We start from the raw sequence: 23,645 nt of genomic DNA, 5'->3' as shown, positions 1-23,645 counted from the left end.
GGTTTATTACCTACCATCTGTAGTATAGGTTTTTGCCTCCCATCGTAAGTAAAGCGGTAAAAAGCTTTTTCCTTAGTTCTCTTCTGTCCCAAATACCCTGGATATGTCCTCTTTTTAATGCGTTTTCTGCACTATGATAATCTGGAGGAACGTCTTGTCCTGTGGTTTCTCTTATCACTCGAGGCCCTGCAAAACCTAAACGAGTGGATTTTAAGGCAAACTGATAAGGTGCTGATCCTAAAAAGCTGGCCACAGGTCCAGCATAGGAGTTGTTATCATAAACAACGATGTAAAGCCCTCCCTCATCTACGTAATCCCTTACTGCCATAGTACATCTTGGCATTTGTACCACACCAATAGTTCCTTCATGTATCCTTATGCCTCCGGTAGTATGCACCAAAGCTAAAAAGGGACGTCTGGTGAGTTTAGCTAATTCTATCGCTCTTATAAACTTTTCACCTTCTGCTACCCCGACTGTACCTTGTCTAAATTCAGCTATCAACATTACCGCTATCAAAGATATACCACCAATTTTGGCCTCAAAAGATATAAGACTGGAATTTAGCCCTGTTTTTTCTCTTGCTGCCTTTAGTTTTTCCGCATATCCTTCAAACTCTAAGGGATTGGTTGAAGTAATTTCATCGTTAAAGGTACGGATACTGTTTTTATCAAAAATGTTGTTAAGATACCATTTATACTCTAAAGGAAAATGATATCCACAGTTAGGACAAACCCCACAAAACTCTCCATAAAGGTCTGGTACCCAAAGGTCAGGGCAACTATATTTTTCAGACTGAGGACAAGTAATCGTTTTGTCTTCTAAAGCTAAAGGACTTACGTAGGTTGGGATGTCATCATCTTGTAAAGAAGGGGTGATAAGTTTAGGCCCAGTTTTTTTTCCTACGATTAGGTTATACACTGTTTTTATAGGATCGGAAACAGGTTTTAGAAGTAAGGTCGATTCACTGGTTAATTCGTTTAGAAACTTTTTGAATGTTTTTTGTCCTTGTTTTAAAATTTTATAATTTATTTCATTTTTAAGTTTTACGCTTATGGTATGTCCTAAATCAAAGAAAGATTTGAAGAGGGTTTTGTTTTCATGTACAGCCCATTGGGTCATTTTTCTATATTTTTTATATCGATTTTCTATTAAGATTTCAATTTCATCTTCGTCTAGATCCCAGTTTACGTAATATTTAAAATTTTCTGTTTCTTGTTTAGAAACCGCATATTTTCTTAAAAATTTAATACTTCTTGTTTGAAGGATAACCTCATCTGTAGCTCTTATCAGTTCAATCTTTAATCTTTTAAAAAACTCACAATCCTTTCTTCTAGCTCCAAGAGGGGGTTCTGGTATAATTTTATCAATAGTTCCAAACCTAAGATTATCTTTTGCAGTAAGTTTGAGAGATCTTGCACATTTTTCTACCAACTCTCTAGGAGGACGTCCATCTTTTATTTTTGCTTCTATCGCAGCGGCACCTTCTGGACTTATGACCGAATAGTATCCTTTTTCAGCCATCAATCTCATATCTGCAAGACCAATAGCTTCGGCTCCTCCGGAACCTCCTTCTGAAATAAAAGCTATGGTTGGCACTCTTAGTTTTGCCATATGATAAAGATTTTTGGCAATCTGCTGGGCAGCACCTGGATAATCTTCGATGGGATAAGCACCAGGAGTAAAAATAAAGAAATGAATAGGAATACCTTCTGTTTCTGCCATTTTCATATAACGCAAGGCTTTTTCATTCCCCCAGGGTTTAGCACTACCTCCTTCTCTAAACTCCTCTCCATGTCCTTTTTCATGCCCTATTACCATTACCTGATGGAAGAAAATCTCGTCTCCTACTTTTCTCACAAGCATAGCCTTAGCACATACTACCGCAGGATCTATGTTGATTTCTCCTTCCCCACCAAGTTCCATATATGAATCATAAACGTTTTCTAAAATGTCTTGCAAGGTGAACCTTTGAGGATGCCTGGTTATTTTTACTATTTCATAAGGTGTGAGAGTTTTTTCTCCTTGATCTAAAAGGATATCAAGTTGTTCTTTGGTTTTTTTAACAAAGTTCTCTAAATAGGATGGCTCATATTGATAAAAATTATCGTAAACCTCAGAAATTTTATTTATCAGAGAGGTTATCTCAAAAAAGTCTTCTCCTTTGATGTCCCTGATGTAAGTAGCTGTTTCTAAAAGGTTTTTTAAGGTTTTATATAGTTCTATCTTCATAGGCCTTAAGCCTCGAGAAATTTATAAAGAAATTCTGTTTTTTCCTTTAAAAAAGAAAGGTTGGTTTCTAACTCTTTTCCATCAGGGGTAACCCCTTCTATGATAACTTGGTCTAAAAGGGTTAAACCTCTTTTTTTGGCTTCTTCAAAGTTTTCTCCGTAAACGATAGCTAAAGCAAGGTTTGGGTCAAACTGAGTAGGAATGGTGTAGGGTTTATCTTGAGGTACATGGGTTCTCATCGTAAGCCAAGGCACTTCCGGCCAGCTAAACTTGGTTATAGTCCCACTTAAAGGGATAAAACCTCTTTTAGTATCTTCTGCAATCAAACGGTATTCTATACTTGTTCCTTTAAACTCGATGTCTTTTTGTGAATATCCTAATTTTTCTCCAAAAGCTACCCTTATCTGTTCCTTTATAAGGTTTACCTGTTTATTCCTAATAAAGGATATCTTGGCAGAAATTTCATTTTCCACCTGAATCCTGGTATTAACCTCCATCAGGTAGTACTTACCATCGGGAGTAACCAGCCATTCCCAGGTTCCTACGCTGTCATAATTAAAGGCTTTAGCAAGTTTTATAGAATAATCAATTATTTCTTTTTCTACTTTATTAGGGTCAAAGCTGTAGGTTTCTTGAGAAGAAAAACCTGGGGCTATTTCTATCCTTTTTTGTTTATGGGGACTTTGAATGGTACAGTTTCTGGTTCCAAAGTGTACATATTCTCCATGTTTACTTCCTAAAAGCTGTACCTCTAAATGTTGAAAAACAGGTATTTTCCCTTCTATGATAACTCCTTCGTCCCCAAAAAGTCTCTTGGCATAAGCCTTGATTTTTCTAAAGGTAGGTCTAAGTTCTTCCAAACTTTTAACCTCTTCGATCCCCATTCCTCCGCCACCAGCCACAGCCTTTACCAGAAGGGAAGGTTTTTGAATCCCTAAGGAAGCAAGTTCTTCCAAAAGCTCTTCAGCTTTAAGCTCAGCCTCTATTTCGTTATATACAGGCTCTGTTGTTCCTGGAATAACAGGAATGCCAAGGTCTTTCGCAAGTTTTTTCATAAAAAGTTTATTTCCCAAATCCCTGATTGCCTCCCAGGAAGGCCCTACAAAAATCAAAGGTCTTGACCTTTTTACCACCCTTCTTGCAAACCGAAAGTTTTCTGAAAGAAACCCATATCCTGGATGTACAGCCGTACATCCAGACTCGTCTGCTACCGCCAAAAGGTCGTTCATATCACGATAATCACAGATACGGTATTTTTCTTTGGCATATCTCACATGCAAAGACTCTACATCTTCCTTAGTATAAATCACTACATAATCAATCCCTAAATCTTTACAAGCTTCCATGATACGGAGTGCAATTTCTCCTCTGTTGGCAATCAATATTTTTTCTTTCATGAACCAACCTTATTTATTAAAAGGATTTTTTAATAAAAAACAACTCTCCCTTTCAGGACCAAGGGATAAAAGGGCTATAGGAACTTCAAGATACTTTTCTATAAATTTAATGTAGTTTTTAGTTGTTTCTGGGAGTGCATCGAAATTTTTAATCTGGCTAATGTCTTCTTCCCAACCAGGAAGTTCTTGATAGATAGGTTCTACTTTTTTAAGTTTTTCAAGGTCTGACGGAAAGAAATCTATGGTTTGACCTTCATATTTATACCCTACACAAAGTTTTATGCTTTTGAGCCCAGACAACACGTCAAGCTTGGTAATAGCTATGTTAGTAAGCCCGTTTAGTCGTACCGCAGTTTTTACCATCACCAAGTCTAACCATCCACACCTTCGTGGTCTACCGGTGGTAGCCCCGTATTCTCCCCCTCTTTCTCTTAAAAGCTCTCCTGATTCATCATTTAGTTCAGTAGGAAAAGGGCCTTCTCCTACTCGAGTGGTGTAAGCTTTGACTATTCCTAAAACTGAGTTGATCTCTGTAGGACCTAAACCACTTCCGCAACAGGCATTTCCTGCTACAGTATTAGAAGAGGTCACATAAGGGTAGGTGCCATGGTCTATGTCTAAAAAAGTTCCTTGAGCTCCTTCAAAAAGGATATTCTTGCCAGCTTTCTGAGCATTCCATAACAGTTGAGAAACATCTGCAAGATAGGGTTTTAAATATTCTCCAAAAGCCAAGTATTTTTCGTAAATTTCTTCAAACCTTAAAGGCTCTGCATTTAAATAACTTAACAGAAAGTTTTTTTCCTCTAAAACTTTTTTAAGTTTTTCTTTAAAGGTTTCAGGATATGTAAGGTCTATTAACCTGAACCCTTTTCTTGCCACTTTATCTTCATAACAAGGGCCTATCCCTCTACAGGTAGTCCCTATTTTATTTTGAGCAGCTTTGGCTTCTCTTGCTATGTCCAATGCCTTATGATAAGGCATGATGGTATGAGCTTTTTCACTTATTACAAGTTTTTTAGGAGAAATGTCTAAACCTTCCTTTTTTAACTTTTCTATTTCGTTTATCAAAACCTCTGGGTCAACAACCACTCCATTTCCGATAACACAAACCGTATTGGGTCTGAAAATCCCGGAAGGTATAAGATGAAGTATATGTTTTTTTTGATTGATAACTAAAGTATGCCCTGCGTTGTTTCCTCCTTGAAACCTAACCACAAAATCTGCTTGCTCAGTAAGGACATCAACCACCTTCCCTTTACCTTCATCTCCCCATTGCGTACCAACCACCACTAAAGTGGGCATTATTCACCTCCAGTAAAATATCCCAAAAATTGAATTATACCATAAAAACTTTTAAAGCAAAACGTTAGATCATAAAAATGTCCCTGAAATAAGGGCTGTTAGATCAAAAATTCTGTCCCTGAAATTAAAATTTCCTCACTGATACCCCAATTTTTAAGGCACAGGGAGAAAAAATGGTTACAGAAAAGGAGTTTCAAATGAAGTTAGTTGAAAAATTAGCCCTTAAACACAAACAAGACAAATCCAAAAAAGTTAAAGTCTCAATTTCTATCACAATTTTGCAAACTCACCCAGGTCTTAAAAGAAACTGCTAAAAAACGCTTCCAAATACCATATCCTCCCCAAAGAAATCATTAAAATCTGCTGGAAAATCCTTCTTTACCCCTGTGCCGAAAGAATTCACCCTGTTCTCCTCATAACCATTGATACTTTACTCAAAGAAGGACTTTTAAAAGGAACCATAAAAAGAGTTCTTATCAAAAGCAAATTTGAGAAGTCCAGTTTCAAGAAAAAATATAAAGGTCAAGAATATAAAGGTCAAGCTCTCATCTATCATCAAGTTACAATTTTAGCTGGTTTTGGGAAGCATGCTCAAGTGGAGTTAGGCTATAATGCGGATGTGGAGCAAAAGGGAGGGGATAAGGGCAGGAAGCTTGTAGGGTATTGGAGGTATGATATCGAGGTAAAAAAGTTTTATTTTTTTAACACTTTCTCCGGAAGAAATTTTCCTGAAATCCAAACTTCTTTTAGTGAAAAACAGGTTGTTTTTAACAAAAAGATAAATAGCTAATTTACCTGCAGAGACTTTTAAGAAATGGGAAGGTAAACTCTACGAAAAGGATTTTTCAGTGTTTTTATTTTTTAAGGATAGACCTTTAAGCCCAAAAGGTGAATTATTGTTTTCTTGAAAGAGTTTCATTACCTCTGAAGTTTTTTCAATAAGTTTTTTATAGAAAAATCTTTGAGCTGAAGAAAAAATTTATGCTTAAATTTTCAGCTTTCAGTTTTTGGTTTTCCCAAAATCCAGAGCAAAAAGGGCAATAAATAGATTTGAACTCCTTCAATATTTACACCTTGACAAAAAGACAAAAAATTATATATTTTTACAAACTTTTAATAACTTGGGTGGAGGGGCTAATGGCAAGACATAAAAAATTAGAAAGACAAAAAGAGATCGAAAGAAGGAGAAGGAGAAGAGAAAAGTTAGCTAAGCTTCGTGCTAAAGGCCTTTTTCCTCGTCCAGAGGGATATGATACTACAGTCTATTCTTATGTAGCTTATGCTGTGGCCAAGGGTATTATGACCTTAGACGAAGCCTTGGCAAGGTTAGAAAAGGCTAAAATATCTTAAAATTTTAATTAAATTGTCTTTAAATTTTTAAACACATTCAAAAAAACCCCTAATCGAGTTTGTGATTAGGGGTTTTTATTATGAATAAAGTTCTCAAAACAGTCTCTCTTTCTAAGGTTTTTGGTTCTAAGAAAGTGCTCGAAGATGTATCCTTTGAGCTGGAAAAGGGGGATATTTTAGGGATAATAGGTCCTAACGGAGCTGGTAAAACTACATTACTTTATCTCTTATTGGATATTGTTCTTCCTACTTCTGGTCAGGTGTTTTATTTTGGTAAAGATTTTAAAAAACACAAAACAGAAATACTTGGTAAACTTGGCTTTGCTTCCCAATATCTTAATCTCCCTTATTCTCTTACCGTAGAAGAAAACCTAAAAGTTTTTGGTTATTTCTATGAAGTTCCTTCTCTGAATAAGAGAATAGATGAATTATTAGAGTTGTTTAAACTTTATCATAAGAAAAAGGTGTTAACCCGTTATCTATCTTCAGGAGAAATGATGCGTTTAAATTTGGTTAGGGCTTTTTTACATCGTCCAGAGATAGTATTTTTAGATGAACCTACTGCTGGTCTTGATCCTGAGTATGTAAAATATGTCTCTCAGATTTTAAAAGAAGAGGTGAGCTTAAGAAAAAATACCATCGTGCTTACCTCTCATCAGTTAGGTGAGTTAGAAAGGATAGCTAACAAGATCCTTCTGCTAAAACAAGGGAAGGTGGTTGGCTTTGGTGAGTTAAAGGATTTATTTGACTCTTTTCAGGTTAAATCTCTGGAAGAGTTATACTTTAAGGTGTTCTATGAAACAAGTTTTTAACGTTAAAAGGGTTTACGGGGTAGTTTTAAGGCATTTTTTTCTTTTAAGACATAGCCCCAGCCGATGGTTAGACCTTTTGTATTGGCCAACGGTTGACCTTTTACTTTGGGGTTTTATCACCGTCTATCTCCAAAAAGAGGCTTATTCTCACAATTTTTGGGTTTTTCAGTTTATAGGGGCTTTGATTTTTTGGAACATTTTAATAAGGGCTCAGCAGGGATTAGCTGTAGGTTTTTTAGAAGATGTTTGGTCTAGAAATTTGGTGTATATTTTTGTTTCTCCTCTAAGAGTTTATGAATATTTAGCTGGACTTATCGTTTACAGTGTTTTTAAGGCAGCTATTGCTTCTTTTCTTATGGTAGCTATAGCAGGATTAGTTTTTCATTTTAAGTTTTGGTTAACAGGTTTACAACTTTTTCTTTTGGTTTATGGCTTGTTGCTTTTTGCCTGGAGTATAGGGTTACTTACCATGTCTTTTCTTTTGTTCTTTGGACAAGAGGCAGAGATTCTTGCCTGGGCTCTGGCTTTGTTATTTCTACCCTTTTCTGCGGTGTTTTATCCAGTAGAAATTTTACCAGAACCTTTACGAAGTTTAGCCAAACTGGTTCCTGCTTCTTATCTATTTGAAACCATGAGACAAATTTTGATCACAGGACAATGGAAGATAGGGTGGGTAGTGAAATCTTATCTTCTTAATTTGGTATATTTAGGTTTTAGTTTAGGGGTTTTTGGTTATGCCTTTAAACTTGCGAAAAAAACAGGTAAACTTCCTAAAATAGGAGAATAGGTACCTTGTTTTTTCTGACAAGTTTGTTATTTTTTTAATGCTATGAAAAAGGAACCAAAGATTTTTCCCCAAGAAAAAATTAGAAATTTTAGTATTATCGCCCATATCGACCACGGTAAATCTACGCTTGCGGACAGGATTTTAGAGTTTACAGGTGCGGTTTCATCCAGAGAAATGAGAGATCAGTATTTAGACCGTCTGGACCTGGAAAGAGAAAGAGGTATTACCATCAAAGCTCAGGCAGTGCGTTTATACTACCAGGCTGACGACGGAGAGGTTTATCAGTTTAACCTGATCGATACCCCGGGGCATGTCGATTTTACCTATGAGGTTTCAAGAGCTCTTGCGGCTTGTGAGGGAGCATTGCTTGTGGTAGATGCTTCTCAAGGGGTAGAGGCTCAAACTTTAGCTAACGTCTACTTAGCTTTAGAGAATAATTTGGAAATCATACCGGTTATCAACAAGATAGACCTTCCTCAAGCAGACGTAGAAAAAACTAAAAAAGAAATAGAAGAGGTTATAGGGCTTTCAGCAGAAGAGGCCATTTTGGTTAGTGCTAAACTTGGAATAGGGATTAAAGAAGTCCTGGAGGCAATAGTTAAAAAGATTCCCCCTCCTGGTGGTTTTAGAGAAAAACCTCTTAGGGCTTTGGTTTTTGATTCTTGGTATGACCCCTATCTTGGGGTAGTAGTTTTAATCAAGGTAGTTGATGGCAAGATCTATCCAGGGCAAAAAATAAGGTTTTACTCTACTGGTAAGGTATATGAAGTTACCAAAGTAGGGGTTTTTGCCCCAGAGGCAACATCAGTAGACATGCTTGTAGCTGGAGAGGTTGGTTTTATCGCTGCGTCTATAAAAGAGGTAAGAGAGGCTAAGATCGGTGATACCATTACCGAGGCACAGGCTCAGGTAGAACCTCTTCCAGGGTTTAAAGAACAAAAACCTGTGGTTTTTGCAGGTATTTTCCCGGTTGATAGTGATGATTTTGAAGACCTAAAAGAAGCCATAGAAAAACTTTGGTTAAACGACCCAGCTTTTTCTTATGAAATGGAGACCTCTGCCGCCTTAGGATTTGGTTTTAGGTGTGGTTTCCAGGGACTCTTACACATGGAAATCGTGCAAGAACGTTTAGAAAGAGAATATAACTTAAACCTTATCTCTACCTCTCCCTCGGTTAAATATAAAGTAAAACTTAAAAACGGCAAAGAATTAGAGGTTGAAAACCCTGCAAAATGGCCTGATCCAGTGTTGATAGAGGAGGTACTTGAACCTTACATTAGGGCAGAAATCTATACTCCCAAAGAATTTTTGGGGCAACTGATAAAGCTTTGTGAGGAAAAAAGAGGTATTCAAAAAGAGCTTAAGTTTCTCACACCAGAAAGGTGTGTGCTTGTTTACGAAATTCCCTTTAGTGAGGTAGTGCTTGATTTTTATGATAAACTTAAAAGTTATTCTAAAGGTTATGCCTCTTTAGACTATCAGTTTATCGGTTATAAGCCAGGAGATTTGGTCAAGATGGATATCCTGATAAACAAACAACCGGTAGATGCTTTATCTTTAATAGTCCACAAGGATAAAGCTTATTACCGAGGAAGAGAACTGGCTGCTAAGTTAAAGGAGGTTATCCCGAGACAGCTTTTTGAGGTAATAATACAGGCTGCCATTGGGAGTAAAATTATAGCCAGAGAAAGGATTGCACCTCTCAGAAAAGACGTACTTGCCAAGTGCTATGGAGGAGACGTAACCAGAAAGAAAAAACTTTTAGAAAAACAGAAAGAAGGTAAAAAGAGGCTTAAATCTATAGGTCAGATAGAAATTCCTCAGGAAGCATTTCTTGCTGTACTAAAAATTTAAAAAATTTTTAACAGAGGTCTAAATGGATACCAGCAAAAACAAAGTTTTAGACTGGATAAAAAGTTTAGTTATAGCTTTGATCTTAGCCCTCTTTATCAGGACTTTTGTGGTTCAGGCTTATAAAATCCCTTCAGGGTCGATGATCCCAACCCTTTTAATAGGAGATTACCTTTTGGTAAACAAACTTTCTTTTGGAATAAAACATCCTGTTAAAGATGGGTTTTTGTATTTTAGAGAGTTACCCAAAAGACAAGAGGTAGTAGTTTTTACCTATCCTCTTGATAAAAAGTTAGATTTCATAAAGAGAGTTATAGGACTTCCAGGAGATACAGTGCAGATAGTAAACAAAAAAGTTTATGTTAACGGTAAACTGCTTTATGAACCTTACACTCAGTTTACTGACCCAGAAATATACCCTCGGGAGGTTAGTCCTCGGGACAACTTAGGACCTATAAAGGTTCCTCCAGGAAAAATTTTTGTATTAGGAGATAACAGAGATCAAAGCTATGATAGTCGTTTCTGGGGTTTCGTTCCGATAGAATATCTAAAGGGTAGAGCTTTAATCATATACTTTTCTTGGGATTCGGAGCATTTTAAAATAAGGTTAGACAGGATAGGAAGGTTGATAAAATAAGGGTTATTTGTGTGTCTATTTGGCTATCATTGCCCTCATAAGGTCTGCGGTGTTTTCAGCATGATGCGAGATCCCTAAAATCAGATCTATGAGCTTTAAGAAATAGAAAAGATGTAGAGGGTCCTCTATTTGATTAAAAATAGCTTTTTTAACCTTATTTCCATATTCTTCAGATAAATATTGAGCATATCTGATTTCTCTGATTAACTCCTTTGCTCTATTTCTACTTTCTTCATTTCTGGTTAAAATAAAGTCTGCGGAATATAAAATCATATCTTCTAAAAACTCAAGAGGCTTAATACTTTGGTTAAGTAATTCTTCTATTTGCTTAAAAAGCTCAAAAGATAAGGGAATATGTTTAAAAGAAAGCCAGTTTAATATCTCCTCAGCTACATCAGCAATAGCGTCCTGTTCTTTTAAATATAGAAAAAGCTCAAATCTCTCTACAGGCAATATAATTCCCTTGGGAAGGTGTCCTCTGATGTTCCTTTTAAGCTTATCAGCTTCTTTTTCTATTTCAAAAATATGTTGAGCTGTTTCTTCAAGTCCTTGCTGATTGCGGTGAAAATAAGCCTCTAAGGAAAGAGAAAGTCTTTCAACGCATTCTATAACTAACCGAGCATGTCTTCTTAAAAATTCAAACACCGGGAGATCTTTTAAAATTTCTTTTTTAAGAGTTATTAGAGAAACACTCTCCTTTTCAAGTTTTACTATTCTCCCTTCAGCAACGAATATTACTCCCTCTGCTATGTTAGTGGCTAAATCAGCTATCCTTTCTATGTTTTCTATTACCTTGATGTATTCCACACCTTGGTCTATGTTTTGAGGATTTTTCTTCATGCAGTTTTTAACATCTTCGATCAAATCTTGCTGCAAACGGTCTACTATGGAATCATATTCTATTACAGACCTTGCTCTCTTAGTGTTTTCAGTAACAAAGGCATTGATCGCTGAATGGAGCATGGTTAAGGCTTCATTTGCCATTTCCTCTATAGCAACTTTACATTCAGGAAAAGCTTTATTTTCTTGTTTAGATAAACTTTGGGCGCTGTAGGCTATGTTAACCGATTGATCTGCAGTCCTTTCTAAGTTTTTAGCTATATCTATAGCAGTGATAACAAATCTCAAGTCTTTGGCTACCGGCTGTTGTAAGGCTATGATCTCAAGAGCTGTTTGACATACCATATGTTCATAATAATCTATCTGGTCATCTGCCTTAATTACCCTTTCTGCTAACGTAGGGTCTAATTTATTTAAAGCTAAAATAGTACCATTTACCATTTCATCTACGTTTTTTGCCATATCAGTTATTAGGTTTTTTAAAATTTGTAACTCTTTGCCAAGAGCTATCCTTGTCATGAATCCCCCTTCAGCATAAAATAATCTTTAATTATTATAATATAACTTTTAAAATCAGTCAAAAAAACTGAGCTTAAATCATACAATCAAATTCCCAAAAAATTTAATGTTTCAACACGGGGTCTTGTCAAGAATAAAAATTAGGACAAAATAATTTAAATGATGGGACCTCTGGTTAAGAAAAAAAAAGAAGTATGGGAGCGTCTTGAACTTCTTGCTCAAGGAGCCAAATTTGATGTTTCCTGTGCCTCAAGTGGGGTTACAAGAAATAACAAAGCTTCATTCTTAGGGAATGCCTCAAGGTTTGGCATCTGTCATACCTTTACCTCAGACGGACGTTGTATAAGTCTACTAAAAGTACTTCTAACCAACCAGTGCCATAACGATTGTGCCTATTGTGTTAACAAAAGGTCTAACCATCACCCAAGGACGTTTCTATCGCCTGAGGAACTTGCTTATGTCACTTATCAATTCTATCGTCGAAACTACATCGAAGGTTTATTTTTAAGCTCTGGTATTATAAGAAGCGCAGACTATACTTTAGAAAAAATGATAGACACCGTTAAAATATTGCGCCGTAAATATGGTTTTGATGGGTATATTCACCTTAAGATTTTACCAGGAGCTTCGGAGGCAACGATCGTTGAGGCAATCCGATGGGCAGATAGAGTTAGTGTTAACTTAGAGCTACCTACTCCTCAATCTTTGGTTAAGCTTGCTCCTGAAAAAAACATGAAAGAGTTATTGTCAATTATTGAATTAATATCTAAAAAAATTGATGAGTTTAGAGAGAATCCCTCTGGTTATAATGCAAAGGGTGGTCAAAGCACTCAACTTATTGTTGGTGCCTCCCCAGAATCAGACCTTATCATCCTCACCCTAAGTCAACAGCTGTATAAAAAATATAAGTTGAAAAGGGTTTACTATTCTGCCTATATTCCGGTTAATCAAGATAGTCGTCTTCCCGCTGTCTCGACCCCTCCACTTATTAGAGAGCATAGGCTGTATCAGGCTGACTGGTTGATAAGGTTTTATGGTTTTACCGTTGACGAACTTCTCTCACCTGACAGTCCTAACCTTGAAGAAGGTTATGACCCAAAATTAGCCTGGGCTTTAAGAAACTTACACTACTTCCCGGTAGATATCATGAAGGCCTCTTACTACGAACTTCTTCGAGTCCCAGGTATAGGACCAATCTCTGCCAAAAGGATTCTTAATTACCGTAAACATACCTCCCTTAGTCTAGAAAGTTTAAAAAAACTTGGCGTGGTAATAAAAAGGGCTAAATATTTTATAACAATTAACGGCAAGATGATAGACCAAAAGGCTAAGGTAGATTTTCTTCAGAGTTTTGTCTTTAAACCTCAACCTAAGATGACTCAGCTTGAACTTTTCTTTTGAGGTTTTTAGCTTGAGAAAAGAAAACCACAGTTGGTTACAAGAGCTTGTGTGCAGGTTTGACCAAAATCTAAAAAAACAGTCTAAGTTAAGGCAAGATAGCCTTTTTAAACAGGAAATTTCAAGTTTAGCCCAGCTTTTAGCAAATGTTGATAAAGATGTGCTTAAGGTTTTATACTATTACAGCCTTTCTGAAAAAGATAGGTTCTTCGAAGATTTAAAACAAATTGTCTCTCTTGTTAGTGCAGGGAAAGAAAGATTAATTTTTTCGGACCCCGCTTTTTTCCACATATATAAAACAGCTAACAGGGTAAGAAGAGAAATTCATCGATATAAAGGCTTTTTGAGGTTTAAAGAGGTGAAAGGTGGTTATCTCTATGCCGCCTTTGAGCCGGAATTTAACGTGATCATACCTTTGGCCAGACATTTCGCCAACCGATTTAGAAACGAAAAAATTATCTTGCATGACCGTAAAAGAGGGCTGGCTGTCTTTTGTCATAAAGGACATATGATCCAAGCAGAGATTATAAAACCTATACCTCAAGAAACAGAAGAGGAGACATTTTTTTCGAACCTCTGGAAAAAGTACTTTGAAACCCTTGCTATTAAGGAAAGAGAAAACTTGACAGGCCAGAAAAGAAACGTCCCTTTAAAATACAGAAAGTTTATGGTAGAGTTTGAACCTTAGTTAGGGTTTTATATCTCCTTTTTAGTAAAAGGATGCTTATAAATTTTTAACCTGTTAGCAACCTTTCTGGAGAACTTATGTTGAAAGCTTTAAACCCTAATTTTCTAAGCTTTAAGGTGAGAAGATAACTTAGTCTTCCGGTATAGCAATAAAAAAATAAGGTTTTATTTCTGTAAGGTTTGAAAAGTTTAGACAGTTTTCGATAAGAAGCTTGCACTATCTCAGGATTAATCCATAACGCCCCGTCAAAACCTCCTTTTTCAAAATCCTCTTTTTCTCTAAGGTCAAAAACCATCCAATCCTCTTTGGGATGATTTTCGATAAACTCTCTAAACTTCTCTGGGGTTAATTCTAACTCTTTGTCTTCTAACTTTTCTATCAAAGAAACCCTTTTACAGCGACTACATATCTCGTCAGAAGAACTGGTAATTTCTCCACATTTAACACAACTTTTAAACTCAGAAGAAGAAAGTTTGTAATCAGGATGAGTTTTTAAAAGAGGTATAAGTTTTTTTAAGAACACAGAAAGAAGCTGATATTTAAACTGTTTATTTTCTTTTTCCCATTCTTCTATGATTTTTTTATTTTTTTTGCTTGGGGTAATCTCTCCATGAGGGCAGGTGCAAGTTTCTACAGGTATCTTGTTGAGAGCTGCATAGTAAAAAATCTCTTTTTCTGGGGTATGATAAAAAGGTTTAACCTTGGTTGCTTGCCCAGGATATAAAGGGGGCAAAACCGGTCCCAGTCTTACGATGCCCTCAAAATCTCCCTGGAAAAACAAGGTTAGCATGGTAGAAACCGTATCGTCAAGGTGATGTCCTGTAGCAATAACATCTATGCCCAAGTTTTTAGCAATTTTCGTAAAAAGATACCTTTTTATTACCCCACATACAGAGCAGATTTTGTTTTTAAACATAGTATGTACAAAATGGTCTATAGAGTAGCCTTCTTCCTTAGGTATATTATAGACATATAAAGGAACCTCGATTTCCTGGCAGAGCTTTCTAACCGTTTCCTCTGCAAGGTCTGAATAGTATTGTATACCTAAGTTTAGATGAATAGCTTGAAGAACCAGCTTAGGAAAAACCTTCTTTAAACTAAAAAGAAGGGCAGAACTGTCTTTCCCTCCTGAAACAAAAACACCCACCTTTTTGGCGTTACGAAACATCCTGTATCTTTCTATCGTGTTTTTAAGGCGGTTTTCAAAGATTTGATTAAAACATGTGAGACAAACTTTGATGCCTTGAGAAGGGATTTCTATGAGAGCTTCATTTCCTTTACACCTTTTACATTTAAACGGAAAAGGATTAAGGGTTAACTCGAAGGTCTCTCCACCGCATTTGTAATATTTCATAGTTGTTTAATTTTAACTCAAAAGTTTGTTGTGAAAAGGTTTATTTTATGTTAATATTTGAATAAAATTGAAATAGGTGGAAAGATGAAGCTTAGGTTATGGTTGTTAACGGTATTTTTAGGTTTATGTTTGTGGGGTTGTGCTACCAAACCCGGACCTAATTTAGCCTCAAAAGCCAGCCTTATCAAACCTAATCAGACAAACAAAATGGAAGTTATCCAGTTTTTAGGCCCCCCTGTGCAAATTTTTATATTTCCTGATGGACGAGAAGAATGGTATTATTACTATAGGGTTAAAAATTTTTGGGAAGACATCCCATTAGCCAACCGTTATAAAGGAGAAGATTATACCGAAATACTTAAAATCGTTATCTACAAAGACCAAGTAGTTGATTGTTATTATTACACGGTGGAAAAACCTAAAAAGAGGTAGCAGATGCAAGGTTTTTACGACAGAGACCTGTATAGGATCTCCCGAGAGAAAATGGTTAATTTTCAGATTGTAGCTCGAGGTATTAAAGATGATAAGGTAATTCAAGCGATGCTAAAAGTTCCAAGACATCTTTTCGTTGAAGAAGCCTTAAGAGATCAGGCTTACGGAGACTTTCCTTTACCTATAGGAAAGGGCCAAACCATCTCTCAACCTTATATCGTAGCTTTAATGACCGAGGCCTTGGAGTTAAAGGGGAAAGAGAGAGTTTTAGAAGTAGGAACAGGGTCTGGATACCAAACAGCTATTCTTGCAGAGATAGCTTTGTGGGTTTACACTATAGAAAGAGATCCTGACCTTTCTGAAAAGGCTAAAAAAGTGCTCCTAAGCTTGGGATATAAGAACATCTCTCTTAAGATTGGAGACGGAAGTTTAGGATGGCCTGAGGCTGCACCTTTTGATGCCATCATCGTTACCGCAGCTTCCCCACAGATCCCTCAGCCTTTGGTAGACCAGCTTGCCGAAGGGGGGAGAATAGTTATCCCTGTAGGGGATGAATTTTCTCAAGTTTTGGTAAAGGGGATTAAAAAAGACGGGATACTTAAAACTCAAACCTTAGAACCGGTAAGATTTGTAAAGTTGGTGGGGGCTTATGGATTTAAAGAATAGAAGGATAGCTGTGGTAGGGGCAGGGATTGCTGATGAGAGCACCTATCAAATAGCCTATACTATGGGAAAACTCTTGGGTGAAAAGGGGGCCATAGTTTATACCGGTGGTCTGGGCGGAGTAATGGAAGCGGCTTGTAAGGGGGCTTTTAAGGCTGGAGCTACCACAGTAGGGATTCTGCCAGGGCATAAACCTGAAGAAGCCAACCCTTATGTTAAAGTATTGGTGCTTAGTGATATGGGACATGCACGAAACGTAATCTTGATAAGGTCGGTTGAAGCGGTGATAGCCATTTCCGGTGGATACGGTACCCTTTCTGAGATAGCTTTAGCTTTAAAGATGTGGAAACCAGTGATAGGGATTAACACATGGGAAAACATTCCTGGTGTTAATTATGTCTCTTCACCTGAAAAAGCTCTGGCTAAACTTTTAGAGTTCTTTAGTTGAGCTACAAATTTAAAAAGATTTTGCAATTCAGACTTAGAAAGAGGCCTTATTTCTCCAGGTTTTAGGTCTCCAAGCATAAGGGGGCCAAACTGAACACGTAGCAGCCTGTGAACTTTACCTCCTAAATAAGCTACCATTTTTCTAACTTCTCTTTTTATCCCTTCTTTTACACAAACCTCATAAACATAGCTTTTATCCTCAGTTTTAACGAACCTAAAAACAAGAGGTTTAATCAGCTTCCCTTCAAGATGAATTCCATGTTTTAGTAAATTTTTTATTTTCGGTTCTTCCAATTTAGGACTTACCCAAACCAAATAACGTCTTTCTACTCCGTATTTAGGGTGAAGTAAAAAGTTTCCTAACTCCCCATCGTTGGTAAGCAAAAGTAACCCTTCGCTGTACTTGTCAAGTCTACCCACAGGAAATACTCTCTGGGGTAAATTTTCTAAAAAACACTTGATGGTTTCCCTGTGGTGAGGATCATAAAGCGAGGTCAAAAACCCTTTGGGCTTATAGAATAGATAATAAACTTTTTCTGGTAACGAGATTTTTTTGCCTTCTACTATCACTTCGTCTTTTTGAGGGTCAACTTTATAAGAAAGGTCTGATACAACTTCGCCATTTACCAAAACCTTACCTTGTTTAATAAGTTCATCTGCCTTTCTTCTGGAAGTAATCCCACAGGCAGCTAAAAATTTATTCAACCTTAACTTATCCACCGTTTATCTCCAGAAAAAAGAATTTTTGCTTTCTTTTCAGATAGTTCCAGTTTTGGCTTACCTTCTTTTTGAACCAAAAAAATACCGAGGATTATTATGAATCCTCCTAAGATTAACTGCAAGGTTATTTTTTCTGAAAGGAAAAGCCAAGCTAAAAAACTTGCTAAAATTGGTTTGATAAAAAATATGGTAGATCCTCGACTGGCGTTAGTCAGACTAAGTCCTTTAAAATAGGTATAATAAGCTACTCCAGTTACAAAAATTCCTATATAAAGTATAAAAGGCCAGGCTTGTTTAGGAACCGAAAAGAGAGGCTGATGAAGAATCAAGAGAATGGGTACCAAAAGCAGGCTTCCTATGAGAAAGGAGATAGAATTCATAACTAAATTGTCTATCTTATGGTTTATCTTTTGGGCAAAAGCGGTGTATATCCCATAAGTTAAAGCTGAAAGAAGCAGGTATAGTATCCCATAAGAATAACTATAGTCTATGTTTAAATCTTTATAAAAGGTAAAAATTAAGCCTGAAAAACCTACAACTAAACCCAAAAGTTTCTTATAGGTTAGTGGTTCTTTTAGTAAGAAATAAGCAGAAAGGGCTACAAAAATAGGGTTTGAACTAAATATCACCGCAGCTAAGCTGGCTTTAGTTTGGTTGATGCCAAGTTGTAAAAGACACATACTAAAAACTATGTTAATAAGACTTAAAAGGAAAAGATAAAAAAAATCTTTAAGACTAAGATTAAACCCTAAATCTTTAAACTTAAACAAGGCAAAAGGTAAAAGCAACATACCTCCTATTAAAAACCTTAGAAAAACGACCTGAAAAGGATTGACTAAACCGGTAAGTGTTCTACTTACTACCTCGTAGGAACTAAAAAAAAGAATGGTTATACCAAGATAAAAAAAAGCTTTGTTCACGACTAACTATTTTAGCACACTATCAAAAAAATCCAACTTTAGCTTAATAACAACACAAATTAATAGATAAGTTTAATAAATTTATTTAAATCGAGGTTTGACAAAAAATTTTTTTTTAATAAAATTTTGTTTATATAGGAGAAAATGTCATTAAAATGAGGGAGGTAGTTTTATGATGTTTGATGAAGATATTTTGCAAGACTTTTTAGTTGAGGCAAAAGAGGCAATTACTAATTTAGAAGAGGGGTTTCTTGAGTTAGAGAAGGATAAAGAAAATTTAGAGGTGATTCGTTCTCTTTTTAGAAGCATGCATTCTCTAAAGGGGGCTTCAGGATTTTTTGGTTTTAAGTCTCTTGAATCTATCGCTCATTTTTCAGAAGAGATCCTTTCAAGGATTAGAGATGGGTTACTTAAACCAGATGATAGCATCATAGACATGTTGCTTAAGGCGGTTGACTGGATAAAGTTTATCGTTCAGCATTTAGAAACCCATAAAGAAGAGCCCATAGATGATAATCTACTTGAATTTCTGGTAACCCTTTCTAATTTTACGGAAAAAGTCAAAAAAGGATTGGATAAAAAAGGTGATACAATTACTGAGAGTAGACCTGAAGAGAAACCTGTAGAAAAACCCTCTCAAGAAACTTCTGAAGAAATTCCTGAAGAAATCTCCCAGGAAATCTCTCAAACACCTTTTGAGGAAGTATCTGTGGAAACATCTGAGGATAATACCCAGGAACAGAAGGAGAAAAAGAAAGAAGAGAAAAAACAGGAAATAGTGGAGAAAGTTAAGGTTGAAGAAAAGAAAAAAGAGACAACCCAGGTAGCAACTCCTCAAGTAGAGTTAACAGAGACCCACATAAAGGTTGATGTAAAGCTTTTAGACCAGCTTATGAATTTGGCAGGAGAACTTGTTTTAGCAAGGAACAGGGTGGTTCAGCTTTCTCAAAAAATAATGGATGACGACCTTACAAGAAGTGTTCAAGCACTTTCTATGATTACCACTGAGATGCAAGAAACCATAATGAAAACAAGGATGCAACCCATTGGGACAGTTTTTAACAAATTTCCAAGGATAGTTAGAGATCTTGCAAAATCCTTAGGGAAAAAGGTAAATCTTCATCTTGAGGGTACAGAAACAGAGCTTGACCGTTCGATAATTGAGGCTATAAAAGATCCTCTTACGCATTTAGTTAGAAACGCAATCGATCACGGGATAGAACCACCTGAAGTGAGGGTGCAGGTTGGTAAAAGAGAAGAGGGAACGGTTTATTTAAGGGCTTATCAGGAAGGTGGTCAGGTAGTGATAGAAATCGAAGATGACGGAAAGGGTATTGATGTAGAAAAAATTCGTAAGAAGGCAATCGAGAAGGGTTTTATGACAGCAGAGGAAGCCCAAAAAGCAAGGGAGAGTGATTTACTTGCTTTGATTTTTAAACCTGGATTTTCTACGGCTGAGAAGGTTACCCAGGTGTCTGGTCGTGGAGTTGGGATGGATGTGGTAAAGACAAACATCGAAAAACTTGGAGGAACGATTGAGATAAACACCATCTATGGTAAGGGGACAACGGTTAGGGTAAAAATTCCTCTTACCCTTGCTATCATTCCTGCACTTATCGTTAAGTCAGGTGGTTATAAGTATGCTATTCCTCAGGTTAATCTTAAAGAGCTTGTAAGCGTTGACCCAGATAAGGACCTTTTAAAGGTAGGGTCTACAGATTTTTATAGACTAAGAGGAGAGATTATACCGGTATTGAAGCTTTCAGAGATATTGAGACAGAGCTCAAACGGAGAGGTTTTGTCTAAAAATCTTGTGATATTAACCACAGGAGAAAGAGTTTTAGGGTTGCTTGTAGATGAGATTTTAAATTCAGAAGAGATAGTGGTTAAGCCTTTAGGTAAGTGGTTTAAAGACATACCGGTTTACAGTGGAGCAACGATTATGGGAGATGGAGCGTTAGCTTTAATTCTTGATGTGGTTGGATTATCAAAGTTTATTGGATTAAGTGTGGAAGAGGTAGAAAAGAGGCTTGATGTTGACAGAATTACGATTAAGACCTCAAAAGATGAAACCTATTTCTTGTTGTTGTTTGATGTAGGACAAGACCGACTTGCATTACCTATAGCACTTATTTCAAGGCTTGATAAAGTTAAGGCAGATGGCTTACAGATCGTAGGTGGTAAAGAGGTTATCATCTATGAGGACCAGGTAGTTCCTGTGATAAGATTAGAAAATTATTTGCCCTTGCAAGGGCTACCTTATCAAGATAGTTACATAGTGCTATTCTTTACAGAGAGAAGCAAAACTTGTGCTATTCTTTGTTCAAGCATAGTTGATACCATTGAGACCACCCTTGAAATAGAGGAAGGGCTTTACAACAACCCTGGGATATTAGGGCATAAAATAATAGACGGAAAAACTGTGCTTTTTATAGACATTTACAAGGTGATAGAGATGTATGACCCAGAGTGGTTTGTGGTTAAACTTAAAGAGGAGGTTCATACTGCTAAGAGGATTTTATTGGCAGAGGATTCACCGTTTTTCAGGAACATGATGAAGAACTATTTAGAGGCGATGGGTTTTGAGGTTGAGTGTGTAGAGAACGGACGTGAAGCGATAGAAAAATTACATAATGACCCTAACTTTGATTTGGTAATAACCGACATAGAGATGCCAGAGATGGATGGGTTTGAGTTGTTAAAAGAGTTAAGAGGAAATCCTCAGTTTAAAAACCTTCCTGTGATTGTAGTAACAGCCCTTGCAGGGGAGGAAGTCAAAAGGAAGGTATTTGAGTTTGGGGCAAACGGCTATGAAGTGAAGCTACAAAGAGACCAAGTTCTTGAAAGAATTAAACAACTCTTAAGTTAAAAAGGAGGTTTTAAAGAGATGAATCTAATGAAGAGAGAGGAAAAAAAGGTTATTTTATCAGAGGAAAAAGATCATAAGCTTGCAACCATTGACACCATAACCTTTGTAACGTTTTATTTAGGGAATTTTTTATGTGGGATACCGGCGGATATTATCATGGAAATAAACAAGGATACAGAGATAACGCCAGTTCCTTTGGCAGATGAGTTTATCTTAGGGATCATGAATTTAAGAGGGCAGATTGTTACGGTTATGGACCTTGCAAAAATGGTGGGTTTGAAGGAAAATATAAAACCCACCGTAAATCTTATTCTTAAAACTGAAGGAGAGGCACCGGTTTCTTTTGTGGTGGAGAGAATTGGTGATATAATGGAAGTGCCTGTAAATAAGATAGAGAAAACACCGGAGAGAATGGAAGGTATCTCTAAGGAGTACGTAAAAAATGTTTATCAGCTACCTGATAAAATATTGCTTATCTTTGATGTAGATAGATTGCTTCAGTTTTAAGCTAAATATCAAAATTTTAAAGAAATAAGAGGAGGGTAGAAACCTATGAATGCTCAGGCTATTGCTGATTCTGTAAAAAAAGCTGTAGAAGAAGTATTAGGAATGTATCTTATGGAGACACCGGTTTTAAAAGAGACCAAGGTAAGGCAGGATAACGAAGGGTTTAAAGATGTCTCAGTAATAGTGGGTTTAGCTTCAGATAAACTTGAAGGCGTACTTATCGTTAGCTACAACAAAGGTATAATTTTTGAATTCATGAAAAATATCTTAGGAGAAGAGGTAGCAGAACTTAACAAAGAAGCAGTCGATGCCGCAGGAGAGCTTACCAACCAGATAAGCGGTGTTTTTAGAAGAGAGCTTGAAAAATTTGGACTAAAACTTGAAGGTTCTACCCCTTCTATAGTAACTGGAGTAGACCATAAAATAGAAATACCCAGCAAAATCCCCAGAGTTTCCTTTTTGTATACTTTAGGAGACAATCTTGACCTGATAGTTGAGTTTGGTCTTGGGAAAAAATAGATATAACAACATAAATTTTTTCAAATAAAGGAGGAACACTATGTTCAAAAACTGGAGTATTACCAAAAAACTTATTGCTGGTTTTGGGGTTATTTTTTTGATAGTGGGCCTTGTATCTCTTTATACTTTATACTCTTTGTATGTTGTGAAAAAAGATGTTGAGGATTTGGGAGAAAGAGCAGATAAGATCAAATTTGCTGCAAAAATAAGAAAGGAGATTATGGAAAACGTTATTGGTAATGTTTCTCTAATGCTTTTAACCAATGAACCAGAAAAGAGAAAGGAGTATTACAACGAGATTTTAAAAGCCAGAGAAGAATATAGGAAAACAATAGAGGTTCTTAAGTCTAATACTCGTTCAGAAGAGGGAAAAAAATTATTGAAAGGTGTAGAGGATGTTATAATAATAGCTCGAGATATAAATAATAAGGTTATTGAGCTTGCTTTGACAGGAAAAACTGCTGAGGCTATCTTTTTGTATGAAAAAGATTTAACTCCTAAATTAAAGGTAATTGGGACAGAAGTGGATAAGTTGATTTCCTTTTATGCAAAAACTGCTGACGAAAGAGGTCATGAAGCTTTGAATTGCATCAAACGTCTTTTTGTTATTTTGTTTGTATTTGGAGGAATTTTTATAGTTATTTCTTTGGTTGTAGTTTTTGGTGTGACTACATCTATCAGGGGTTCTATCGAGAGGTTAAGGCAGGCTTTGGCAAGGGTAAGGGAAGGGGATCTTGCGGTTGAGATAGCTGTTGACAGTCGAGATGAAATAGGGTTGATGAGTGCTGATCTCAGAGAGGCACTGGTTAGCCTCAGAAATCTTATAGAGGAGGTTAAGCATGTGTCTGTTGCCCTTGCTGGTTCAAGTGAGGAGTTGTCTGCCATAACCAAGCAGTTTAGTGCAAGTATTGAGAACCAGACCCAAAAGGCAACCCAGATAGCAAGTGCAGCTGAACAGATGTCTATTACGGTGGTTGACATAGCTAAAAACACAACCAACATACTTGAAGAAAGTAAAAAGACAGCTGAGATTGCAAGGGAAGGAGAAAACTATACATTGAAAACTGCAAATGAGGTTAAGGTAATAGAAAGGACCGCGGATAAGTTGAAGGAAGTTATGCAAACTTTAGAGGAGAGGACCAAGGCTATTGAGAGTGTGGTAGAGTTTATCAAGGATGTGGCAGAGCAGACCAATTTACTTGCTTTGAATGCAACGATTGAGGCAGCCCGAGCTGGAGAGCATGGAAAATCTTTTGCGGTTGTTGCAGGGGAGATAAGAAAATTAGCAGAAAGAACTAACAAATCAACCGATGAGATAGCAGGTGTTATAAGGGAGATAAAGGGAGTGGTAGAGGAGGTGAGTAGGGAGGTAGAGGAGATAGGTGCTAAGGTTGAGAGTGGTG

At 36.7% G+C, this 23,645-nt stretch carries 22 protein-coding genes; 15 read left to right on the top strand and 7 right to left on the bottom strand.

Annotated elements, in window-relative coordinates; genetic code table 11:
- Window positions 1–10 precede the first annotated feature (10 nt).
- Genes H529_RS0106980 through H529_RS0106970 form a run of 3 tightly spaced genes read right to left on the bottom strand, consistent with a single transcriptional unit; the run spans window position 11 to window position 4,929 of the window.
- Window positions 11–2,230 carry an acetyl-CoA carboxylase gene (locus tag H529_RS0106980; protein WP_022855809.1) on the bottom strand — a complete coding sequence of 740 codons (2,220 nt, stop codon included), beginning with the start codon at window positions 2,228–2,230 and terminating at the stop codon, window positions 11–13.
- Between the two features lie 5 nt (window positions 2,231–2,235).
- Complete coding sequence (locus H529_RS0106975) at window positions 2,236–3,627, bottom strand: biotin carboxylase N-terminal domain-containing protein (protein ID WP_022855808.1); 1,392 nt, start codon at window positions 3,625–3,627, stop codon at window positions 2,236–2,238.
- A gap of 9 nt (window positions 3,628–3,636) precedes the next feature.
- Window positions 3,637–4,929 (bottom strand): adenylosuccinate synthase, encoded by a 1,293-nt coding sequence (locus tag H529_RS0106970; RefSeq protein ID WP_022855807.1) that lies wholly within the window; start codon window positions 4,927–4,929, stop codon window positions 3,637–3,639.
- Window positions 4,930–5,102: 173 nt separating this feature from the next.
- Between H529_RS0106970 and H529_RS11885 the strand changes: the two genes are divergently transcribed.
- From H529_RS11885 to lepB, 6 genes are all read left to right on the top strand, one after another.
- Window positions 5,103–5,243, top strand: a complete 141-nt coding sequence (locus tag H529_RS11885; protein WP_022855806.1) for a hypothetical protein — start codon at window positions 5,103–5,105, stop codon at window positions 5,241–5,243.
- Between the two features lie 823 nt (window positions 5,244–6,066).
- Window positions 6,067–6,279: a hypothetical protein gene (locus tag H529_RS0106950; RefSeq protein WP_022855803.1), complete on the top strand. Its 213-nt coding sequence runs from the start codon at window positions 6,067–6,069 to the stop codon at window positions 6,277–6,279.
- An 80-nt stretch (window positions 6,280–6,359) separates the two neighbouring features.
- Window positions 6,360–7,091: an ABC transporter ATP-binding protein gene (locus H529_RS0106945; RefSeq protein ID WP_022855802.1), complete on the top strand. Its 732-nt coding sequence runs from the start codon at window positions 6,360–6,362 to the stop codon at window positions 7,089–7,091.
- Window positions 7,075–7,878 carry an ABC transporter permease gene (locus H529_RS0106940; protein WP_022855801.1) on the top strand — a complete coding sequence of 268 codons (804 nt, stop codon included), beginning with the start codon at window positions 7,075–7,077 and terminating at the stop codon, window positions 7,876–7,878. The genes H529_RS0106945 and H529_RS0106940 overlap by 17 nt, the downstream gene beginning before the upstream one ends.
- 42 nt (window positions 7,879–7,920) lie before the next feature.
- Window positions 7,921–9,732 carry a translation elongation factor 4 gene (gene lepA, locus H529_RS0106935; RefSeq protein ID WP_022855800.1) on the top strand — a complete coding sequence of 604 codons (1,812 nt, stop codon included), beginning with the start codon at window positions 7,921–7,923 and terminating at the stop codon, window positions 9,730–9,732.
- A gap of 22 nt (window positions 9,733–9,754) precedes the next feature.
- Window positions 9,755–10,366, top strand: coding sequence for a signal peptidase I (gene lepB / locus H529_RS0106930; protein WP_022855799.1), 612 nt, complete (start codon window positions 9,755–9,757; stop codon window positions 10,364–10,366).
- Between the two features lie 15 nt (window positions 10,367–10,381).
- Here the strand turns inward: lepB and phoU are convergent, their stop codons facing one another.
- Window positions 10,382–11,725 carry a phosphate signaling complex protein PhoU gene (gene phoU, locus H529_RS0106925; protein WP_022855798.1) on the bottom strand — a complete coding sequence of 448 codons (1,344 nt, stop codon included), beginning with the start codon at window positions 11,723–11,725 and terminating at the stop codon, window positions 10,382–10,384.
- 159 nt (window positions 11,726–11,884) lie between these two features.
- Between phoU and H529_RS10485 the strand changes: the two genes are divergently transcribed.
- Together H529_RS10485 and H529_RS11275 are read left to right on the top strand one after the other, a co-directional pair.
- Window positions 11,885–13,126 carry a putative DNA modification/repair radical SAM protein gene (locus H529_RS10485; protein ID WP_211209648.1) on the top strand — a complete coding sequence of 414 codons (1,242 nt, stop codon included), beginning with the start codon at window positions 11,885–11,887 and terminating at the stop codon, window positions 13,124–13,126.
- Window positions 13,110–13,811 carry a TIGR03915 family putative DNA repair protein gene (locus H529_RS11275; protein ID WP_022855796.1) on the top strand — a complete coding sequence of 234 codons (702 nt, stop codon included), beginning with the start codon at window positions 13,110–13,112 and terminating at the stop codon, window positions 13,809–13,811. The genes H529_RS10485 and H529_RS11275 overlap by 17 nt, the downstream gene beginning before the upstream one ends.
- 46 nt (window positions 13,812–13,857) lie before the next feature.
- On the opposite strand, the gene H529_RS0106910 is transcribed toward H529_RS11275, so the two are convergent.
- Complete coding sequence (locus tag H529_RS0106910; RefSeq protein WP_022855795.1) at window positions 13,858–15,165, bottom strand: PP-loop family protein; 1,308 nt, start codon at window positions 15,163–15,165, stop codon at window positions 13,858–13,860.
- 84 nt (window positions 15,166–15,249) lie between these two features.
- Between H529_RS0106910 and H529_RS0106905 the strand changes: the two genes are divergently transcribed.
- The 3 genes from H529_RS0106905 to H529_RS0106895 are packed head-to-tail and all read left to right on the top strand — an operon-like array spanning window position 15,250 to window position 16,708.
- On the top strand, window positions 15,250–15,597 hold the full coding sequence (locus H529_RS0106905) for a hypothetical protein (protein ID WP_022855794.1): 348 nt from the start codon (window positions 15,250–15,252) through the stop codon (window positions 15,595–15,597).
- A gap of 3 nt (window positions 15,598–15,600) precedes the next feature.
- Window positions 15,601–16,263: a protein-L-isoaspartate(D-aspartate) O-methyltransferase gene (locus H529_RS0106900; RefSeq protein ID WP_022855793.1), complete on the top strand. Its 663-nt coding sequence runs from the start codon at window positions 15,601–15,603 to the stop codon at window positions 16,261–16,263.
- Window positions 16,247–16,708, top strand: a complete 462-nt coding sequence (locus H529_RS0106895) for a TIGR00725 family protein (protein WP_022855792.1) — start codon at window positions 16,247–16,249, stop codon at window positions 16,706–16,708. The genes H529_RS0106900 and H529_RS0106895 overlap by 17 nt, the downstream gene beginning before the upstream one ends.
- Here H529_RS0106895 and H529_RS0106890 read toward each other — a convergent pair.
- Window positions 16,654–17,427 carry a pseudouridine synthase gene (locus H529_RS0106890; protein WP_022855791.1) on the bottom strand — a complete coding sequence of 258 codons (774 nt, stop codon included), beginning with the start codon at window positions 17,425–17,427 and terminating at the stop codon, window positions 16,654–16,656. The two genes, H529_RS0106895 and H529_RS0106890, sit on opposite strands and share 55 nt — an antisense overlap.
- Window positions 17,415–18,347: a DMT family transporter gene (locus H529_RS10475; RefSeq protein ID WP_022855790.1), complete on the bottom strand. Its 933-nt coding sequence runs from the start codon at window positions 18,345–18,347 to the stop codon at window positions 17,415–17,417. Before H529_RS10475 ends, H529_RS0106890 begins: the two co-directional genes overlap by 13 nt.
- A 172-nt stretch (window positions 18,348–18,519) precedes the next feature.
- Here H529_RS10475 and H529_RS0106880 point away from each other — a divergent pair, with 172 nt between their 5' ends.
- From H529_RS0106880 to H529_RS0106865, 4 genes are all read left to right on the top strand, one after another.
- Window positions 18,520–21,216, top strand: a complete 2,697-nt coding sequence (locus H529_RS0106880) for a hybrid sensor histidine kinase/response regulator (RefSeq protein ID WP_022855789.1) — start codon at window positions 18,520–18,522, stop codon at window positions 21,214–21,216.
- Window positions 21,217–21,234: 18 nt separating this feature from the next.
- Window positions 21,235–21,723 carry a chemotaxis protein CheW gene (locus H529_RS0106875; RefSeq protein WP_081642278.1) on the top strand — a complete coding sequence of 163 codons (489 nt, stop codon included), beginning with the start codon at window positions 21,235–21,237 and terminating at the stop codon, window positions 21,721–21,723.
- Between the two features lie 45 nt (window positions 21,724–21,768).
- On the top strand, window positions 21,769–22,242 hold the full coding sequence (locus H529_RS11270) for a chemotaxis protein CheX (protein ID WP_022855787.1): 474 nt from the start codon (window positions 21,769–21,771) through the stop codon (window positions 22,240–22,242).
- A gap of 40 nt (window positions 22,243–22,282) precedes the next feature.
- On the top strand, window positions 22,283–23,645 hold a 1,363-nt coding region (locus H529_RS0106865; protein WP_022855786.1), incomplete at its 3' end, for a methyl-accepting chemotaxis protein.

It is taken from the genome of Thermodesulfobacterium thermophilum DSM 1276, assembly GCF_000421605.1.
Taxonomy (GTDB): domain Bacteria; phylum Desulfobacterota; class Thermodesulfobacteria; order Thermodesulfobacteriales; family Thermodesulfobacteriaceae; genus Thermodesulfobacterium; species Thermodesulfobacterium thermophilum.
Note: the sequence above shows the minus strand (reverse complement) of the source record. Positions and strands in the feature narration are given on the sequence as shown.

What these genes read in the sequence shown, in the direction of transcription:
- H529_RS0106980 (WP_022855809.1), bottom strand. Translation starts at nt 2,230, where the DNA reads ATGAAGATAGAACTATATAAAACCTTAAAAAACCTTTTAGAAACAGCT.
- H529_RS0106975 (WP_022855808.1), bottom strand. Translation starts at nt 3,627, where the DNA reads ATGAAAGAAAAAATATTGATTGCCAACAGAGGAGAAATTGCACTCCGT.
- H529_RS0106970 (WP_022855807.1), bottom strand. Translation starts at nt 4,929, where the DNA reads ATGCCCACTTTAGTGGTGGTTGGTACGCAATGGGGAGATGAAGGTAAA.
- H529_RS11885 (WP_022855806.1), top strand. Translation starts at nt 5,103, where the DNA reads ATGGTTACAGAAAAGGAGTTTCAAATGAAGTTAGTTGAAAAATTAGCC.
- H529_RS0106950 (WP_022855803.1), top strand. Translation starts at nt 6,067, where the DNA reads ATGGCAAGACATAAAAAATTAGAAAGACAAAAAGAGATCGAAAGAAGG.
- H529_RS0106945 (WP_022855802.1), top strand. Translation starts at nt 6,360, where the DNA reads ATGAATAAAGTTCTCAAAACAGTCTCTCTTTCTAAGGTTTTTGGTTCT.
- H529_RS0106940 (WP_022855801.1), top strand. Translation starts at nt 7,075, where the DNA reads ATGAAACAAGTTTTTAACGTTAAAAGGGTTTACGGGGTAGTTTTAAGG.
- lepA (WP_022855800.1), top strand. Translation starts at nt 7,921, where the DNA reads ATGAAAAAGGAACCAAAGATTTTTCCCCAAGAAAAAATTAGAAATTTT.
- lepB (WP_022855799.1), top strand. Translation starts at nt 9,755, where the DNA reads ATGGATACCAGCAAAAACAAAGTTTTAGACTGGATAAAAAGTTTAGTT.
- phoU (WP_022855798.1), bottom strand. Translation starts at nt 11,725, where the DNA reads ATGACAAGGATAGCTCTTGGCAAAGAGTTACAAATTTTAAAAAACCTA.
- H529_RS10485 (WP_211209648.1), top strand. Translation starts at nt 11,885, where the DNA reads ATGATGGGACCTCTGGTTAAGAAAAAAAAAGAAGTATGGGAGCGTCTT.
- H529_RS0106910 (WP_022855795.1), bottom strand. Translation starts at nt 15,165, where the DNA reads ATGAAATATTACAAATGCGGTGGAGAGACCTTCGAGTTAACCCTTAAT.
- H529_RS0106905 (WP_022855794.1), top strand. Translation starts at nt 15,250, where the DNA reads ATGAAGCTTAGGTTATGGTTGTTAACGGTATTTTTAGGTTTATGTTTG.
- H529_RS0106900 (WP_022855793.1), top strand. Translation starts at nt 15,601, where the DNA reads ATGCAAGGTTTTTACGACAGAGACCTGTATAGGATCTCCCGAGAGAAA.
- H529_RS0106895 (WP_022855792.1), top strand. Translation starts at nt 16,247, where the DNA reads ATGGATTTAAAGAATAGAAGGATAGCTGTGGTAGGGGCAGGGATTGCT.
- H529_RS0106880 (WP_022855789.1), top strand. Translation starts at nt 18,520, where the DNA reads ATGATGTTTGATGAAGATATTTTGCAAGACTTTTTAGTTGAGGCAAAA.
- H529_RS0106875 (WP_081642278.1), top strand. Translation starts at nt 21,235, where the DNA reads ATGAATCTAATGAAGAGAGAGGAAAAAAAGGTTATTTTATCAGAGGAA.
- H529_RS11270 (WP_022855787.1), top strand. Translation starts at nt 21,769, where the DNA reads ATGAATGCTCAGGCTATTGCTGATTCTGTAAAAAAAGCTGTAGAAGAA.